The following is a 16,524-nucleotide window of genomic DNA, read 5'->3' as shown; positions in this document are numbered from 1 at the left end:
AGAAGGCATTTCTCAATCAAGCCCATTCATAGACTCAATCCGTGCCCAATTAGAATCTTCTATATCCGAAAAATATTTCACCCCCATCAAACCTTTACAGCACGATAAGCTCACTTCACGACTGCTTCTGCTCTGTCTTATAACGTGACAAGGCCGCCTCATGGCGATCTCCAGTCATAGCTCCCCCCGGCTCCGCGGCTGTAATTGTATGTGACGCCGCATCTTCTGACTGTATATGGTCATATAACGACAGCAACCCAAACAGCCAACACGTCGTCGCCTCTGCTGATTGGTTCTCTGACACCCCATGCGGCAACAACACTTCAGCACACCCACCTGTCGATGGGTCGTATAGTGGCTGTCGCAGATCATTCTCGCCCAAGAACCAATTCAAGCATCGGTATGATCGTTCCACCCATTTCTTGTCGTTCGTCACACGATATGCCTCAAGTGTTGCCGCGATCATCCCAGACGCCTCCAGCGGTAACTGATTGAACCTCGCCTTATTTTGGCCACGTTTCAGCCAACCGTCCGAACCAATCGGTGCAAAATGTTCATCCTCGCCAAGCTCCACATGATATAACCACTCCAAGACATGTAGCGCTTTCTGAATCATCTCATTATTAAACATCCACCGCCCCGATAGCAGTAGTGCATGCGGCACCTGCGCATTGGCATACGTCATCTGATCGCTTAGCCATGGCCAATCATGATCGCCATGTGTGTTAAACGAGTGGAACAGCTTATGCGCCAGATTTTCTCTCACACGCCGAGCATGCGAATCCCCTGAGAACCGTCGCAGATAGGCATGAATCCCAATCAGCGAAAACGCGATCCCATGCGGCGTCTGCAATTGTGTACACGAATCTAATGCCTGCTGGAAAAGATTTGCCGCAAACGTCATCTGCCCACGAGATGGCGATCGTGCAACCGTTTCGCCTAATGCCCAGATAGATCGTCCATGCGATTCTTCCGATCCCACGTCATCCATCCACTGCCGCTCATAATTCATCCGATGCCTAAAACGAGCAGTTTCCGTATTAAATGCATGCCCCAAAAATGATAAATAGCGCGTAGACATATCATCCAGATACCCCGTCGGCAGTGTCTTGCTATCTGTCGGCCCCGGTGTCGCATATCTTCTTCCAGGCGATCCTGTCAGTGTCGGTAAATGATCCTGCGCAATTAATGTAACGATCAGCGCCCGCGCATTGTCATCCGTCGTGTACCCCGCATGGCGATCCGGCACCGTCGCTTGCGCAGCCTGTAAAATCCCTGTCCCGTCTGTCAGATTAATCAACTGATCCAGCTTGATTTCCGTCAGCTCCGGCGTCTTCATGCTCGACATGATTGACGGCCGCGCCGTAAAGTTTGGCTTTGGCGCTCGATTACGATGCGTCCTCACACGTTGAAATAAATTCAAATACTCGCTCGCTACATTTTCCCAAACCATCGGCCGTGTATGCTGATACGCCTTCTTTCGTATCGCGTGCCGCTCCGCCTCGTGATCAAACAGCTCATTGATCCCATTCGCCAATTGCTTCGTATCCCCAAACGGCACCAGCTTCCCGCGCCCATCTGCTAGCAACTCTTCCGCATGCCAATACGGTGTCGACACTACCGGCTTCCCACTGCCTAACGCATAACACAAAGTCCCCGACGTGATCTGCGCCTCATTCAAATACGGCGTCACATACACATCCGCCGAGCCCAAAAACTCCAGCAATTCATCCAAATCCACATACCGGTTCACCCAAATAATATTCTCCGCAACACCCAACTCTTTCGCGCGCTTCTGCAAGCCTAAGCGATACTCTTCGCCTTGATGTGCAATCACACCTGGGTGAGTCGCCCCCAACACGATATATACCGCATCTGGGTGCTTCGCAACGATCGCAGGCATCGCCTCGATCATATTCTCCAAACCCTTTGATGGCCCCAAAAGCCCGAACGTCAAAATGACCTTCTTTCCTTCAACTCCAAACAAATCTTTAAAGTAAGCCGGATCAACAAACGGCACCTCCGGTATCCCATGCGGAATGATCGTGATCTTGTCGCGTGGGATCTCATAAATATCACACAAAAAAGATTCCGCACGATGTGCCATCACCACAAACTGATCACACAACTCATTTAATTGCCGCATCACACGCAACTGGCCGTCCGTCGGCTCTTTCAATACCGTGTGTAATGTCGTTACCACCGGCATCCGCAGTCTTCTTAGCATCTCCAAAATATACGACCCATCATGCCCACCAAAAATCCCAAACTCATGCTGTAGGCAAACCACATCAACCGACGACATATTCAAAAAGTCAGCCGCCAGTCGGTACTCAACCAGCCGTGACTGATTCACCTCAAACCATACCCGTTTGTTATACCGATAACCCTCCGCGCGATCGTTCATTGCGACCGCCGTCGTATTGATCTCCGGCGCAGCCGATGACAACGCTTCCGTCAAGTCATTGGTAAATGTTGCAATACCGCATCGTCGTGGCGTGTACGTACCAATAAGCGCCAGCGTTTCCAACGCATCCCAAGATTTTTGCTTCGCTTTTTGCAGCATATTGTCTGGTTCCACGAGGCCGCGCAACCACATCAAAGCACGACAGATTCCACACCCGCCCACCTAACAACTACATAAACAACCTCACAATCATCATACGCATTCCATCGGCAGTCCGTAAACATCTTCAACATCATCGCTATCCGCTATCAGGAGCCACACTAATGATTTACCGTAATTTTATTTACCTCTCACCGTAACTCTCCCGATGTATCTTCAATGACTCTGTCTCTTTTCCAGACACACTCACGCTCGCAGTGGATAACTTCTCTCACCATTCAGCGGTATCATGACCGCATTCACAGCCATCACCGTATTCCCAGGATCAAACATTGACCACCAACCCCACAAATCTCACTGGCATCATCCTTGCTGGCGGCCGTGGTACGCGCCTTCAACCCCTCACCAATAACCTCAACAAGCACCTCATCCCGATCGCCGATCTCCCAATGATCCTCTACCCCATCCATTCCCTGACAACACTCGGCATCCGTGATCTCATCATCGTCACCAACTCCGAGTACGTCCCCGCCTTTCAATCCGCCCTCGCGCATATCCCCGATCAATTCAACCTCAATTCCTTCCGCATCATTCCCCAGCCCGAGCCTCGCGGCGTTGCCGATGCACTCATGCAAGCCGAACCCCACATCAATACCCCCACCTGCGTCATGCTCGGCGATCAGCTCCTCGGCTCAACCCTCCATACCGCACATCAAGCTTTCCTCGGCAACCCCGATCAATCGCTCATCCTCCTCAAACAAGTTTCCGATCCCGCCCGGTACGGCATCGCCACGCTCAACACCAATCATCAACTCGTCGATATCACCGAAAAACCCACTCAGCCTCAATCAGATCTAGCCATTGCCGGCATCTACTTCTATCCACCAACTATTTTCCCACTCTGCCGTACCCTAAAACCATCATCCCGCGGCGAACTTGAAATCTCAGACCTCAACGCAACCCTCCTCAAACAAGGTAAAATACACCATACCTCACTCCAAGGCTGGTGGGCCGACGTAGGCACATTCGACAGCCTTGATTATGCCCGCCAAATGGTCGCACGACACGGCTTCAACAATGACTAACCCCCCAACACAACACCACTTCAATCACCTTCTCATCACCGGCGGTTGCGGCTTCATCGGTACCAACTTCATTCGCCATCTCATCAACCATACCGACATCCCACACATCACTAACCTCGATGCCCTCACCTATGCAGGCAATAGACAAAATCTTGTCGACCTTGAATCCAACCCACGCTACACATTCGTTCACGGCAACATCAACGATCGCCCCCTTGTTAATAAACTTATAGCTTCTGCTGATGCCATCGTTCATATGGCCGCGGAGTCACATGTCGATCGTTCGATTATCGACGCATCGCCTTTCACTCAAACCAACATCCTTGGCACGCAAACACTCCTCGATGCACTCCGTGAAACCGATCCCAAAAACAACAAACGCTTCTTATACATCTCCACTGACGAAGTCTACGGCCACCTCCCACTCAACCAACCAGAACTCAAATTTTCTGAATCCTCACCGCTCCTCCCTCGCTCACCCTATGCCGCAACCAAAGCCGCTGCCGATCTCCTCGTCCAAGCTCATCACCACACCTATAAAGCAAATACGCTCATCACGCGTTGCTCAAACAACTTCGGCCCATACCAATACCCCGAAAAAATCATCCCCCTCTTTGTCCATAATGCACTTCAAAACAAACCACTTCCTCTCTATGGCGACGGACTCAATATCCGCGATTGGATCTATGTAGACAATCATATCACCGCTCTGCTCGCTGTTTTGCAATACGCGCCATCCGGCGAAATCTATAACATCGGATCTAACTGTGAGATAGCTAATATTGATCTTACTCAACAGATTCTTTATATTCTTAATAAACCTAACACATTAATAGAGTATGTTGAAGACCGCCCCGGACACGACCTCAGATATGCTGTAGATGTAACGAAAATTAAGCAGCAACTCGGTTGGCATCCTCATGAAAGCACTTTCAATAAGGACCTTGAGTTTACGGTCAATTGGTACCTAAAAATATAACTATCTCATAGCGTTTTTAGTATAAAATCCCCTGAATTTGCCTGCCTTGCTCTTTTTATGATGATGGAAAACTATTAAGTAATTATGAACAAATTGTAATAACCTTTGCATTTTTTCTGAGATTGCGTTATTTTTAACCATTATAAAGTAAACGTTAGTTTTTGTTGTTTAAAGCACGTTTGCATAGGTCATTCAGACCTTTAATTTCTTTTGTTTTTCGTGACTGATTCGTTTATGGTCGCAACATTTTTTTTACTCGGTGTAAATAGAAATACCTTTCAAAGTGTTTACACCTTACCGGTTGTGCAGATAACTTGATGCTTAGTATTCTCGAGCTTACTCGTTGAATGGCTATCCATGATCCGATCCGTTCTTTACGACAGCATCTTTTCTATCTGAAGACTAGTTAAACCGTTTCACGCATATCCACGATTGATTGTGCGAGACCCCGTGTTTATTTGATCTAAGCACCACAATATTTGTTTAACTAGACCTAGACGAGTCAGCTCTTCAAGTGAGGTAGGATAAGACATAATGGTCGATCGATTTCTCTTACACTTCAAATCTATCGCCATGACATCCATTTCAGTTCATAGCAAATCTTATGCGTCTATAAACACATTTCATGTCATTCATTCATTTTGATTTATCCACTTCAGTGCAATTTCATGGTCTAAGAAAAGAGTCATTTCAAATGTTAAACGAACAAGTTAATATCAAAAATAGTGTCGCCCTCATCGATGACGACCTGCAAGTCTGTGACGCAATCGAGTCCATGCTCAAATCCATCGGACTCCAAGCCGCAGTATTCAACAACGGCAACGATTTCCTTAAATCGCAAAATCTCGATAGCTTCGGCTGCCTTATTGTCGATCTGAGATTGCCCGATCTCTCAGGACTGCAAGTCATCGAAAAAGCGCACCTCATGTACCCCTATTGTCCGCCTACCATCATGATTTCTGGCTACGCAGACGTTCCTACCGCAGTCACTGCAATCAAAAACGGGATCATCGATTTCCTGGAAAAGCCTTTTATTCCGCAGGATCTCATCGATCAAATCCAGAAAGCCCTTATTTTTGACCAGCAAAATCGTTCAATTCATAAACTACGCGCGAGGCTCGACTCGGGGCTCGATAAACTCACCATCCGTGAACGACAAGTGCTTCGCAACCTTCTCGACTGCAAATCAAACAAACAGATTAGCTCAGAACTAAAACTATCAAGCAAAACCATTGCTTCGCATCGTGCAAACATCCTCTCTAAATGTAACACGGAATCGCTACTCCAACTGGCAAGCCAAATCCAAGCTTGTGAACTCAACATATAAAGCAATTTGTGATGGCAACGTGCCTTCGCCTTATATATAAAATTTAAGTTAGAACAGTTTGCGTGATTAATTGCGATACCAACTCAACGCCCCAATTAGCAGCGGGCCTATGTAAATAGACTTTTTATATAACGACACACAGGTCACCAAGTAGATAATAACGCAAGGCGATCTAGATATTTCCAAATTTAGTGTTCCGCCTGTCAAACCCGCCACGCTATGCGGGTTTTGTATTTTTTACACTTCGCCGTCCATCATCAATCCCCCCCCCCTCTTTTTCTCTCTCCCTCTCTCTTCCGCTACCATCCTCTACTCTGTCTCTGCCCGCCATATGTAATTTAAAACCTGAAAGCTTATCCAAATAAAAAACCCGCCAGAAGCGGGTTAACAATATTCATAATCAAAACAATTTTAACCAAACAGCCATTTCACAACATAAATGGCAAGCAGAATTGCGGTCACATCAGCAATCAAGCCAACCACCAAAGCATGGCGAATCTTCTTTACGCCAATCGCGCCAAAGTATACCGCGATCACATAAAACGTTGTTTCGGTTGAACCGGAAATGACCGCCGCCATCCGTGAGATCAAACTCTCTGGCCCGTTCTCATTCACGATATCCACCAAGATCGCGGTCGCGCCAGAACCCGTTAAGGGCCGCGCGATTGCCATCGGCAATATCTCTGGCGGAATCCCCACAAACGAAAGTGCCGGCCGCAAGCCGTCCATTAAAAAAGCCATCGCGCCACTTGCCCTAAACATCCCGATCGCAAACAAAATCGCAATCAAATACGGAATGATCATCACTGCGATATCAAACCCCTCCTTCGCTCCTTCAACAAACACCTCATACACCGGCACGCGCTTGAACAAACCATACAGCGGAATGAACAGCAGCATCGCTGGGATGATAAACAAGGATGCCATGTTCATGAGTTCTTTAATTGCTTCCATCTTTTTATTTTCCTCTGACGTTCGTCAGCATCACTCGGATCTAATCCCCCTCCCCCCCCCGCCTCACTCTGTATCCCCTGTATCCCTCATCTCGTTCTTCTTGCTTCAATTTTCAAGCAAGCCAGCCTTCTAATCGTCAATTAGACTGACACACTTTCTTTCTTCTTTTCCTTGACCAGAGGCGTTCCCTCATCATCATCGCCCGGCTTCCAGTCAATGTGGCCCGGGTTTGTCTTCGCGAACATCGGCAGCTTACTCATCAACCGTGCTGTGATAATCGCAATTACCGCCGAAATCGCAGTCACGATTAAGATCGCAACCAGCAGGTCCGCCGCCGCCACGCCCAGCACCGCAAGCAGCGTAGCCGATGGCGTGATCTGTAAACTTGCCGTACTCATGGCCAGCAACATGACCATTGAGTTGGTCGCTGTGTCTTTTTTCTTGCTCAGTTTTTGTAGCTCTTCCATCGCCTTGATGCCCATTGGCGTTGCTGCATTGCCCGTACCTAATGCATTCGCTGCACAAGCCAAGGCTAGCATCCCATATGCTGGATGCCCTTTGGGAACTTCAGGGAAAAGTGGTCGCAAAACCGGGGAGATCAATTTGCAGAACGCATTGATCAGGCCCGCTTTATCTGCAATGTTCATTAAGCCCAGCCAGAGTGCTAGCACGCCGATGAGGCCGAGTGAGATGGTGACTGCCACGTCTGCGAAGTCGAAAGCAGCATCGGTGATCGATTTGATGCTCAAGAAGCGGCTTGGGGCAAGGTTGAGCGTTGCTAGGCCAGCAGCGGTTTCGGGGAGTTTGTCGATTTTGGCGAGGAAGTCGCCGTTTTTCGTTTTGTTGTCTTTATAGACGGTGGCCATGGGCTCGGGCAGTTTGGTGCTGTTGAGCGCGAATCGTAATTCGATTGCACCGCTTTCAGTTTTGGAAATTTTGCCTTTAAATGGTTTGTTGAAAACAGTTTGCAATTGCTTGAGTGCGTCTTGCCTTTGTGTTTTCTCCATACCCTGATCGAGCTTATAAAAGGCCATGTATGCTTCCGCATCGATCGAAACGGTGGCGTCCTGGGGCCCATTGTCGAGATCGCGGTCGACCATTTCGATATTAATGGGGAAGGGAGCTTTGTTTCGGTACTTGTCGGAGGCGATGTCGCCAGCATCGGCCCATATGGCGAAACCGAGACTCACGATGATTAGGGCTGCCCAAACGTAGTTCATAGAATATCCATGCTTAAACCAAGAAGTTGATTAAGTGACGCTGGTAACGCGAGTTATAAATGCAGCGAGGCGAGCCGTGAGGTTCGCCTGGATGATTGTTGAGCGTTAAGTGTCCTGGCCGAAGGATAAGGCGATTAAAGCGGCGCAGGTTTTTGTCACACCGTAGGTTATAACGCCGAGCAGATACACGGCTTATATAGTTTTATATAACACTTTGAGGGTGTTGGTGTCAACGATCAATTGCTCAAAAGGCTGGGATTTCAATGCGACTGTCGTGCAGAAAGGCGGTGAAAAGTGTCGCAGGTGTTGAATTGTAAGTGATTTATATACAAATATTTGCAGTTGAATATGTGGGGCTGTGTAAAACTCGTGAATATGTGGGCAAGGCATCAAAGGTTGGCAACAAAGCGGAGTGGGTGTATACTCTTGAGCCTCAAATGAGACGGACCATTGGCGCAGTTGGCTAGCGCGCCTCGTTGACATCGAGGAGGTCACTGGTTCAAGTCCAGTATGGTCCATTAATTAGAAAGCTCACCGATATTTGGTGAGTTTTTTTGTGCGCGTTAGATGGGGAATGGGGAAAAAAGGGGGGGAGGGTGGTGATGAGAAGGGAAGAAAAGACGGAACAGAGCAGGGTGGTGGGGATGGATTGTGCGCAGATTTGCGGGGTTGTTAGCGCGTTAAATGGCGGTTTTTGCGCGCACAAAAGTGGTGAATATTGGAGGTTTGCGGCGGGTTTGTGCGCACAAATATTCAAAATTAGGTATTTACCTGTAGTTAAAATGGATCAGAAATGGTGAGAAACGGCAAAGTTCGACAAGTTTTGAGTGATAACCGTGCGCTAACTGAATTTTCCGCGTCAGTGAGAATTAAGGCAAAGGCGCGTTTGTGCGCATTCCAGCGCGATTTTCGAATACACCAAGAATGTTGGAGCGTCGGTCGTGACAGTAAATAGTCGCCATCACGGAGATCGGCTGCCGAATGACCTCACTTTCAGATGTTCCAGATATTCACGCAATTGGCTTTAATAGATTTTCAATTTCAATATGTTGGTGATATATGCGGCGAAGAAGAGGTATGTGGATTTGGGGTAACGGGTAAGAGAATTGCTGGTTGAGGTCGGTGAATTTGAGAGTTTGGCGGAGATTGAAGTGTTTGATGAGAGTATTGATCGATAAGAAAAAACCGCGGCTGGTGAGTCGCGGTTTTTTTTATGGGTTGTATCTAACTTACGGTTAGTTGGCAAGGAGTTCCTCGAGTTTGGTTTCGTCGTGCAGTTCGCCGACCGGTTTGCCGAGGAAGAGGTCTTTGAGGTCTTCGATGATGAGGAAAAGGCAAGGGACGAGGATGAGGGAGATGAGTGTTGCAAAGAGGATACCAAAGCCGAGGGAGATGGCCATGGGGATGAGGAATTTGGCTTGGATTGAGGTTTCGAAGATCATAGGGGCGAGGCCGAAGAAGGTGGTGAGGGTGGTGAGGAGGATAGGGCGGAAGCGTCTAATGCCAGCATAGCAGACGGCGTCGTATGCGGAATAACCTTGTTTGTGGAGTTGGTTGGCGGTGTGTATGAGTACGAGTGAGTCGTTGACGACGACGCCGGAGAGGGCGACGATGCCCATCATAGACATGAGAGAGAGGTCATAGGACATGATGATGTGTCCGATGACGGCGCCGACGATGCCGAAGGGTATGGCAGCCATGATGATGAGTGGTTGGAGGTATGATTTAAAGGGTATGGCGAGCAGCGCGTAGATACAGAAGACGGCGAGGATGAAGCCTAAGCCGAGGGCTTGCATGGATTCTTGGCGGTCTTGTTCGCGGCCGTCGAAGGAGTAGGTGAGGCCGGGGTAGTGTTGCGTGAGTGAGGGGAGTGTGGTTTCGAGGAGTGAGTCAATGATTTTAGATGTTTCTGAGTCGGGTGAGACATTTGAGGTCACGGTGATGATGCGGTGCCCATCTTTACGGTCGATGGTTGTGTAGGCACGCGAGGTTGAGATATTGACCGCTTCTTGGAGTGGGATCTCGTTGCCTTGAGGCGTGCGGAGCAGGAGTGAATCTAATCGCGTAATAGATATGCGTTCAGATTCGGGGAGGCGAACCATGACTTTGATTTCGTTGCGACCACGTTGTTGTCGGAGGACTTCGGAGCCATAGAAGGCGTTGCGGACTTGTCTTGCGACGTTGGAAGAGGTTAGGCCGACGGCTTGTCCTTGGGGTGTCATGGTAAAGGAGAGCTGTGATTTACCGGGGAGGAAGCCGTCATTGATGCCTGAGGCAACGGGGAATTCTTCGATGGCTTGAGCGAGTTCAGCGGATGCTTTGCGTAAGATTTCAAGGTTACTGTGGGAAAGTTGGACAGAGAGTGATTTGCCGGCGCCGGGGCCGCGAAGGTCGAATGCGAAAGTGAGTGATTCAAGTCCGGGGATGGTGCCGACACGCTGGCGCCAGAGTTCGGTGAATTTTTCGGTTGTGATGGGGCGCGTATCGGCGTCGGTGAGTTCGATGATGACGGTGATTTCATTTGCGTTAGCGATCATAGCGCGGGAGCCGACGAGGAGTTGCTCAGCGCCGTTTTCATTGACGATATCGTTTGCGGCTTGGACGATCTGGTCGAGTATGACTTCGGAAGATTCGATGGGTGATCCGTAGGGCAGGACGGCAACGGCTTGAGCGACATCGGATTCAACGCGAGGCATGAATGTGATGGCGACACGTTTACTGCCGATGACACCGAAGAGGATGAAGAGTGTTGCGATGCTGATGGCGAGGATGATGTAGCGGGTGTTGAGGCAGAGTTTGATGAATGGGTGATAGACCGTTTTGACGGTGCGTACGAAAGCGTGACTGAAGGATTGTTGTAGTGCGTGGAATTTTTTGCCGAAGCGTGTGCGAGCGCCTTCTCTTTGGTGGGCGAGGTGGGCGGGTAGGATGTAGAGGGATTCGAAGAGTGAGATGGCAAAGACGGAGATCACGACGAATGGGATAACACGGAACATTTTACCCATAGGGCCGGGAACGAGGGCCATGGGGATGAAGGCGACGATGTTGGTGAGTACGGAGAAGGTGATGGGGACGGCGATGTCGCGTGCACCTTTGATGGCGGCGTCTTGGAAGGGGAGGCCTTGTTGGTGGTATTCGTAGACGGATTCGCCAACGACGATGGCGTCATCGACGACGATGCCAAGCGCGATGATGAATGCGAAGAGCGAGATCATGTTGATGGAGATGTCGCCAGCAGGGAGGAAGAGGAATGAGCCGAGGAATGAGATGGGGATGCCCATCATGACCCAGAAGGCGAGGCGAACTTCGAGGAAGAGGCCGAGGAGTCCGAAGACGAGCGCGAGTCCGATGCATGCGTTGCGCAGGAGTAGGTTGATGCGCTGTTTGAGGATAACGGACATGTCTTCGGTGATTGAAAGGTTCATGCCGACGGGTAGTGTTTTTTCGATTTCGACGATCTGTGTTTTGACAGCATCGGAGATACCGATGGGGGTTTCGTTGCCTACGCGGTAGACGGTGATGGCGAGTGCGGGGTTGCCATCAAGGATGAAAGTTTGATCAATGTCAGAGAATTCATCTTTGATGATGGCGATATCCTTGAGTTTAAGGATCGTGCCGTTGGGTGTGGTGATGATTGGGATTTCATGGAATTCTGAGCCGTAATCGCGTCGCTCATCCATGCGAAGAAGGATTTCACCGGCAGCGGTTTTGATAGAGCCACCGGGTAGTTCGATAGCGGATTGCTTGATGCGTGCGGCAACCTGGTCAAGTGTGAGGTTGTAAGAACGGAGTGTGTCTTGTGGGATTTCAATGGCGATTTCGAGGGGTTTAGTCCAACCGAGTTCGACTTGTGTGATGCCGGGGGATTCGAGGAGTTTGTAGCGAATTTGTTCGGTGGTTTCACGGAGTTGTTTTTCGGTAACATCGCCGGAGACGATGACGTCGAGGACGCGATTTTTGAGAGAGATGATTGAAATCTCGGGACGCTCGGCATCTTCGGGTAGTGTGGTTATACGATCGACAGCTGATTTGATGTCCTGGTAGACCTGTTGAACGTCGGCGGTGATGAGGACTTCGGCCATGACGTGGGCGTAGTTTTCGCCTGCGGTGGAGGTAACTTCTTCGATGCCGTCGACGCCGCGGATGGCTTCTTCAACAACGAGGACGATGCCGTTTTCGACTTCTTCGGGGGAAGCACCGGGGTACATGATGTTGGTACTGACGAGGTCGATGTCGAATTCTGGGAAGATTTCTTGTTTTGAGTTGAAGATGAAGACGATGCCGCCGAGGAGGAGGACGAACATGATGAGGTTTGCCGCGACGGGGTTGTGTGACATCCAGGCGATGGGGCCGCGTTTATTTTGATCATTGAGTTGGGGTTTGCTCATGGTTGAGATCTCGATGCAGTGGTTGATTAGAGATTAAGTGTGATGCGTGATAAAGCTTATTGCGTGAGTTTGAGTTTCATGTCTTGTACCGGGGTGATGATTTGAGAGACGATGAGTTGCTCACCAGGTTGGATATTGGTGCGTGTGACGGTTTGCTGTTTATCTTTCCAGATGGGTGTGATGGTGCGGATATCGAGTGTGTTCTCTGGGGTGAGAATCCAGATGGTGTTGTTGTCATGGAGGGCCGCTGTTGGGATGGTGTAGACGTCGGAGAGGATTGGGCCGTCGATGATGTTGCGGGTGTACATGCCGAGAAGGAGGGCTGGAGCGTTTTCGTTTTGTGGTTTGAGTGAGAGCGGGTCATTGACGGAAACGAGGATTTGTGCCATGCGTGCGCCGCTGTCTAGTTCAGTGGTGAGGTGCTTGATTTTTGCGGTGCGTGTGCGTTCGCCCCAAGCGAAGTTGTTAGAGATGGTGACGTTGGGGGTAGCATTGTTGCCTTGGAAGATCCAACTGAGATCGCGGGTCGGGACGAGGAGGCGGATATAGAATTCGTCTGTGCCGATAAGGGAGGCTATCGGTGAGTTAGGTGAGGCAACGGCACCGATGTCGGTGAGTTTTTCTTTGACAACAGCGTTGAAAGGGGCAGTCAGGGTGGTGCGCTGAAGGTCGAGCTCTGCGGAGTCGAGCGCAGATTGTGCAGTTTCGAGGTTGGCTTGTGCAGTTTTGAGTTGAGGTTCACGTAGGATGAGTTTGAGGTCTTCTTCGGAGGCTGATTTGCCGAGAAGTTGATATTCGCGTTTGGCGAGGTTTTGCTTGCCGAGTTCGATGTCGAGGCTGGCTTGGGCTTTCGCGAGATCGGCTTGTCGTGCGGCGCGTGTGATTTCGTAGTCAGCGGGATCGATGGTGATGAGTGTTTGATTGTGTTCGAGGTATCCACCGGGTGTGAGGTTTGGGGTAATGGTGGTGATGATGCCTGAAATTTGTGGTTGAAGATTGATGGTGCGTGCGGCCTCGGCGGAGCCGAAAGCTTCGATGCGGACTTGGTAATCGATGGGGTTGAGTACAGCGGTGCGTATAAGGGCGGGTTGTGGGTCACGCGGTTTCTTGTCGGCTTGTGGTGCGGTGAGGAAGAGGTATTGGGTGATGAGTGCGCCAGCGGCGATGATGGCGAGTGCAATGATGGTGTTGATGCTGAACGCGAGGGTTTTTTGAAGTGCGTTCTTGCGGCGTTTGAGTGGTTTGGTGGGCTGTGTTGTTGTTTCAGTTGTCATCCGAGAGCTCCGGTTCTTAATCCGTCGGTTGTTATTCTTATTGATGTTATTTTTGTTGTTGCTGTTCAAGACTTATCTGCGGGTGTGGTTTGAGTGGTTTGCGTTTGCGTGGGTTGAGGTTGTTCTAGTTCGATATTGCCAGCGAGGGCGCGGCAGAGGGCGACACGGAATGCGAGGAGGTTTTGGTGTGCGGTAGAGACTTGGCGTTGGAGGGTTTGTGTGGATTGCTGGGCAGAGAGTACGCGAAGGAAATCGGCGTTGCCTTTGTAGTAGTTGTTGCGGACTTCCTCTTCGACATTTGAGGCGATATCGAGTTGTGTTTTGAGTGAAGCAAGATATTTGGTTTGATTGCGTTCTTGGGCGAGGGCGTTCTCGATGTCTTGGAGTGCGGTGAGGATGGTTTGTGAGTAGGTGTTGTAGGCGACATCGGTGAGTGCTTTTTGGCGATCGACTTCGGCTTCACGTCGGCCGGCATCAAAGATGGGTGCGGAGATGTTGGCGGCGATGGTGGCGAGCCAATTATCGAAGAGGTCTTGGAGGTTGGTGGATTCAGTTGTTGCGGAGAGTGAGAGTGAGAGTTTGGGGAGCTTGTCGGCGATGGCGGTAGCGATGCGGTAGTTCGACGCCTGCAGGCGGATGAATGCGGCGTGAACGTCGGGGCGATTGTTGAGGATGTTTGCGGGGACACCAGTGTCGGGGAGTGCGGGAAGCCCGGGGAGGTTTTTGGGGGTTTTGAAGGTTGTGTTTTCGAGTGTGGGTGGGTTGCCGAGGAGGATGGCGAGTTGATTTTGGAGGACGGTGATTTGTGAATCAACTTGGAAGAGCGAAGCGTTGTTGGATTCGATGAGTTGTTTTTGCTGGAGAATATCGGGAGCGCCGGCCTGGCCGACGGCGAAGCGGGCTTCGAGTACTTGGAGGTGTTTGTTGTTGAGTTCGATTTGCTGGTTGAGGATTCGGCGTTGTTGTTGCTGGTCGATGAGTTGATACCAGGCATTGGCGATGTTTGCGGCGAGGGTGGTGGCTGCGGACTGGAGGTCGAGTTCGGTGGCGTTGAGTTCGGCGATGGCGGCTTGTTGTTGTGTTTTGATACGGCCCCAGAGATCGACTTCGTAGGAAGCGGCGAGGCCGAGGGAGAGGGATGTTGAGTAGGTTGTGGAGGCGGGCATGCCTGGGTTTGATGGAGAATTGACTTCGTTACGCGTGCGGCTGTTGCGGTTGGTGAAGTCTACAGAGGGATAGGATGCGGCGCCGGTTTGCGCGGCGGCGGCGCGGGCTTGGTCGATGCGTGCCCATGCGGATTTGATGGTGAAGTTGTGTGTTAGTGCTTCTTCGATGAGGGCGCTAAGATTGGGATCGTTGAAGGATTGCCACCAGCGAGCGGGGAGCGGTGTTGGCGCTTCAGCGTAGTTCACGTTTGGGTCTAGTTGCGTATAAGTGTCTGGGAGTGGGATGGGAGAGTCATCAATGGGTGGTGTGAAGTTGCATGCGGTAAGTGAGAGAAGGGGGGTGCACAGGAGTATACGGACGGCCGATGATGTGCGTTTGCGTGTTGTTTGTTTGGTAGGCTGCATTGTTGTTCTTCCGATGCTTTGTGTGGTGTGGGTGAGGGAGTGTTGGATTATGTCTAACGTGCGGTTAGTTGGTTTATTGCGAATTAATTATCGATTTGTCTTTCTTCGATGAGCTTTCTGCGACTCGCGATGCCTGCGAGTGAGAAGCTGACGATGTGGTCGATAAGGGCCTCGACTTCGGCGACGCTGGGTTGGTATTTGATGAGGGTTTTGCGAACGTGCATGCGTAGTAGGGGGGAGTGGCATTGGCTGATGATGCTGAAGGCGCAAAAGTGAACATCGTCATCGGTGGCGTTTGGGCCGAGTAGTTCTCGGAGCATTTTGTGGAATTGCTTTTTGAGTGGTTCGATTCCTTCTTTGATGAACTGGCCGAAGAGTCCGGTGGGGTATCCCATTTCCCATGCGAAAAGTTCTTTGATGTATCCGGCAGGGCCGGGGTCGAATGATGGGCGAACGATGGCATTGATACGGGCGGCGAGGCGATCTTCGGGGGGGGCGGAGTCGGGGAGGTTGCCGTTGGGGTGGTATTTTTTTGCGGTGATATCGAATGCGTGCCTGATGGTTTGGACATATAGGGTTTGTTTGTCGCGGAAGTGGTAATTGACAGCGGCGATATTGGCTTGTGCGAGTTGGCAGATCTCAGAGATGGTGGCTTCGTGGTAGCCATTTTTAGAGAAGATGTGACAAGCGGCGAGAAGGAGGCGATCTTTGGTTGGTGAATCGGTATTGATTTCTGGTTCGGGGCGATCGAACTTGATGGGCCCTGTGGAACAGGCGCTTTTAGAGTTGTCAGTGTGGTCGGTTTGGTAGGGATCGAGTCGCATAAATTCAAATATACAATTCAAATGCTTATTTGAAAAGAACGTTTGATTGTATTCTGTAAGTTTTGTTTAGAGATTAGAGAGGTGGAAATCGTTTTAAACGTTTATTTATATACGTTTACGAAATGAGATAAGATTTAAATGAGATTCGTTAATTCCCATTTATGCGACAACTAGGCAAGTTTTATGGTGTGAAAAATGTTCTAAATTTAAGAACACGGGAGATGAAGGAAAGAATATAAGGGCGTGTGAGGAGAAAGTGGGGAGGTGTCTTTACTTGCTTGTAGTCTTAAGCTTTTGCAATCGCGAGTGATAAGATGATGCTTTCGACGTGAGCCA

The 16,524-nt window shown here is 50.1% G+C and carries 10 protein-coding genes and 1 tRNA gene; 4 read left to right on the top strand and 7 right to left on the bottom strand.

The genetic code is table 11. The features are described 5' to 3' along the window. Nucleotides 1-115 precede the first annotated feature (115 nt). A complete protein-coding gene (locus KS4_RS15005) occupies nucleotides 116-2,566 on the bottom strand; it encodes a glycosyltransferase family 4 protein (protein WP_145081736.1) in 2,451 nt (816 codons plus the stop codon). A gap of 332 nt (nucleotides 2,567-2,898) precedes the next feature. On the opposite strand from KS4_RS15005, the gene KS4_RS15000 reads away from it, so the two are divergent. The 3 genes from KS4_RS15000 to KS4_RS14990 all read left to right on the top strand — a co-directional run bounded on the left by KS4_RS15000 (nucleotide 2,899) and on the right by KS4_RS14990 (nucleotide 5,957). Continuing rightward, nucleotides 2,899-3,651 (top strand): sugar nucleotidyltransferase, encoded by a 753-nt coding sequence (locus KS4_RS15000; protein ID WP_145079959.1) that lies wholly within the window; start codon nucleotides 2,899-2,901, stop codon nucleotides 3,649-3,651. Continuing rightward, nucleotides 3,644-4,630 (top strand): dTDP-glucose 4,6-dehydratase, encoded by a 987-nt coding sequence (gene rfbB, locus KS4_RS14995; protein ID WP_200761324.1) that lies wholly within the window; start codon nucleotides 3,644-3,646, stop codon nucleotides 4,628-4,630. Before KS4_RS15000 ends, rfbB begins: the two co-directional genes overlap by 8 nt. A 694-nt stretch (nucleotides 4,631-5,324) precedes the next feature. Continuing rightward, a complete protein-coding gene (locus KS4_RS14990; protein ID WP_200761323.1) occupies nucleotides 5,325-5,957 on the top strand; it encodes a response regulator transcription factor in 633 nt (210 codons plus the stop codon). Nucleotides 5,958-6,368: 411 nt separating this feature from the next. Here KS4_RS14990 and KS4_RS14985 read toward each other — a convergent pair whose 3' ends face one another. Beyond that, a complete protein-coding gene (locus KS4_RS14985; RefSeq protein ID WP_145079951.1) occupies nucleotides 6,369-6,911 on the bottom strand; it encodes a spore maturation protein in 543 nt (180 codons plus the stop codon). A 140-nt stretch (nucleotides 6,912-7,051) separates the two neighbouring features. Beyond that, nucleotides 7,052-8,131 carry a nucleoside recognition domain-containing protein gene (locus KS4_RS14980; RefSeq protein WP_145079948.1) on the bottom strand — a complete coding sequence of 360 codons (1,080 nt, stop codon included), beginning with the start codon at nucleotides 8,129-8,131 and terminating at the stop codon, nucleotides 7,052-7,054. Between the two features lie 444 nt (nucleotides 8,132-8,575). Here KS4_RS14980 and KS4_RS14975 point away from each other — a divergent pair. Continuing rightward, a tRNA-Val gene (locus KS4_RS14975) sits at nucleotides 8,576-8,649 on the top strand. A 717-nt stretch (nucleotides 8,650-9,366) separates the two neighbouring features. Here KS4_RS14975 and KS4_RS14970 read toward each other — a convergent pair. The 4 genes from KS4_RS14970 to KS4_RS14955 all read right to left on the bottom strand — a co-directional run bounded on the left by KS4_RS14970 (nucleotide 9,367) and on the right by KS4_RS14955 (nucleotide 16,188). Beyond that, nucleotides 9,367-12,519, bottom strand: a complete 3,153-nt coding sequence (locus KS4_RS14970; RefSeq protein WP_145079945.1) for an efflux RND transporter permease subunit — start codon at nucleotides 12,517-12,519, stop codon at nucleotides 9,367-9,369. 56 nt (nucleotides 12,520-12,575) lie between these two features. Further along, nucleotides 12,576-13,793 (bottom strand): efflux RND transporter periplasmic adaptor subunit, encoded by a 1,218-nt coding sequence (locus KS4_RS14965; RefSeq protein WP_145079942.1) that lies wholly within the window; start codon nucleotides 13,791-13,793, stop codon nucleotides 12,576-12,578. A gap of 65 nt (nucleotides 13,794-13,858) precedes the next feature. Next, on the bottom strand, nucleotides 13,859-15,364 hold the full coding sequence (locus tag KS4_RS14960) for an efflux transporter outer membrane subunit (protein WP_145079938.1): 1,506 nt from the start codon (nucleotides 15,362-15,364) through the stop codon (nucleotides 13,859-13,861). 83 nt (nucleotides 15,365-15,447) lie between these two features. After that, the gene (locus KS4_RS14955; RefSeq protein ID WP_145079935.1) at nucleotides 15,448-16,188 is read right to left on the bottom strand and encodes a CerR family C-terminal domain-containing protein; all 741 of its coding nucleotides are present in this window, start codon (nucleotides 16,186-16,188) and stop codon (nucleotides 15,448-15,450) included. Nucleotides 16,189-16,524: the final 336 nt, after the last annotated feature.

The organism is Poriferisphaera corsica, from assembly GCF_007747445.1.
Lineage (GTDB): Bacteria > Planctomycetota > Phycisphaerae > Phycisphaerales > Phycisphaeraceae > Poriferisphaera > Poriferisphaera corsica.
This window is presented reverse-complemented; position numbering and strand designations above follow the sequence as displayed.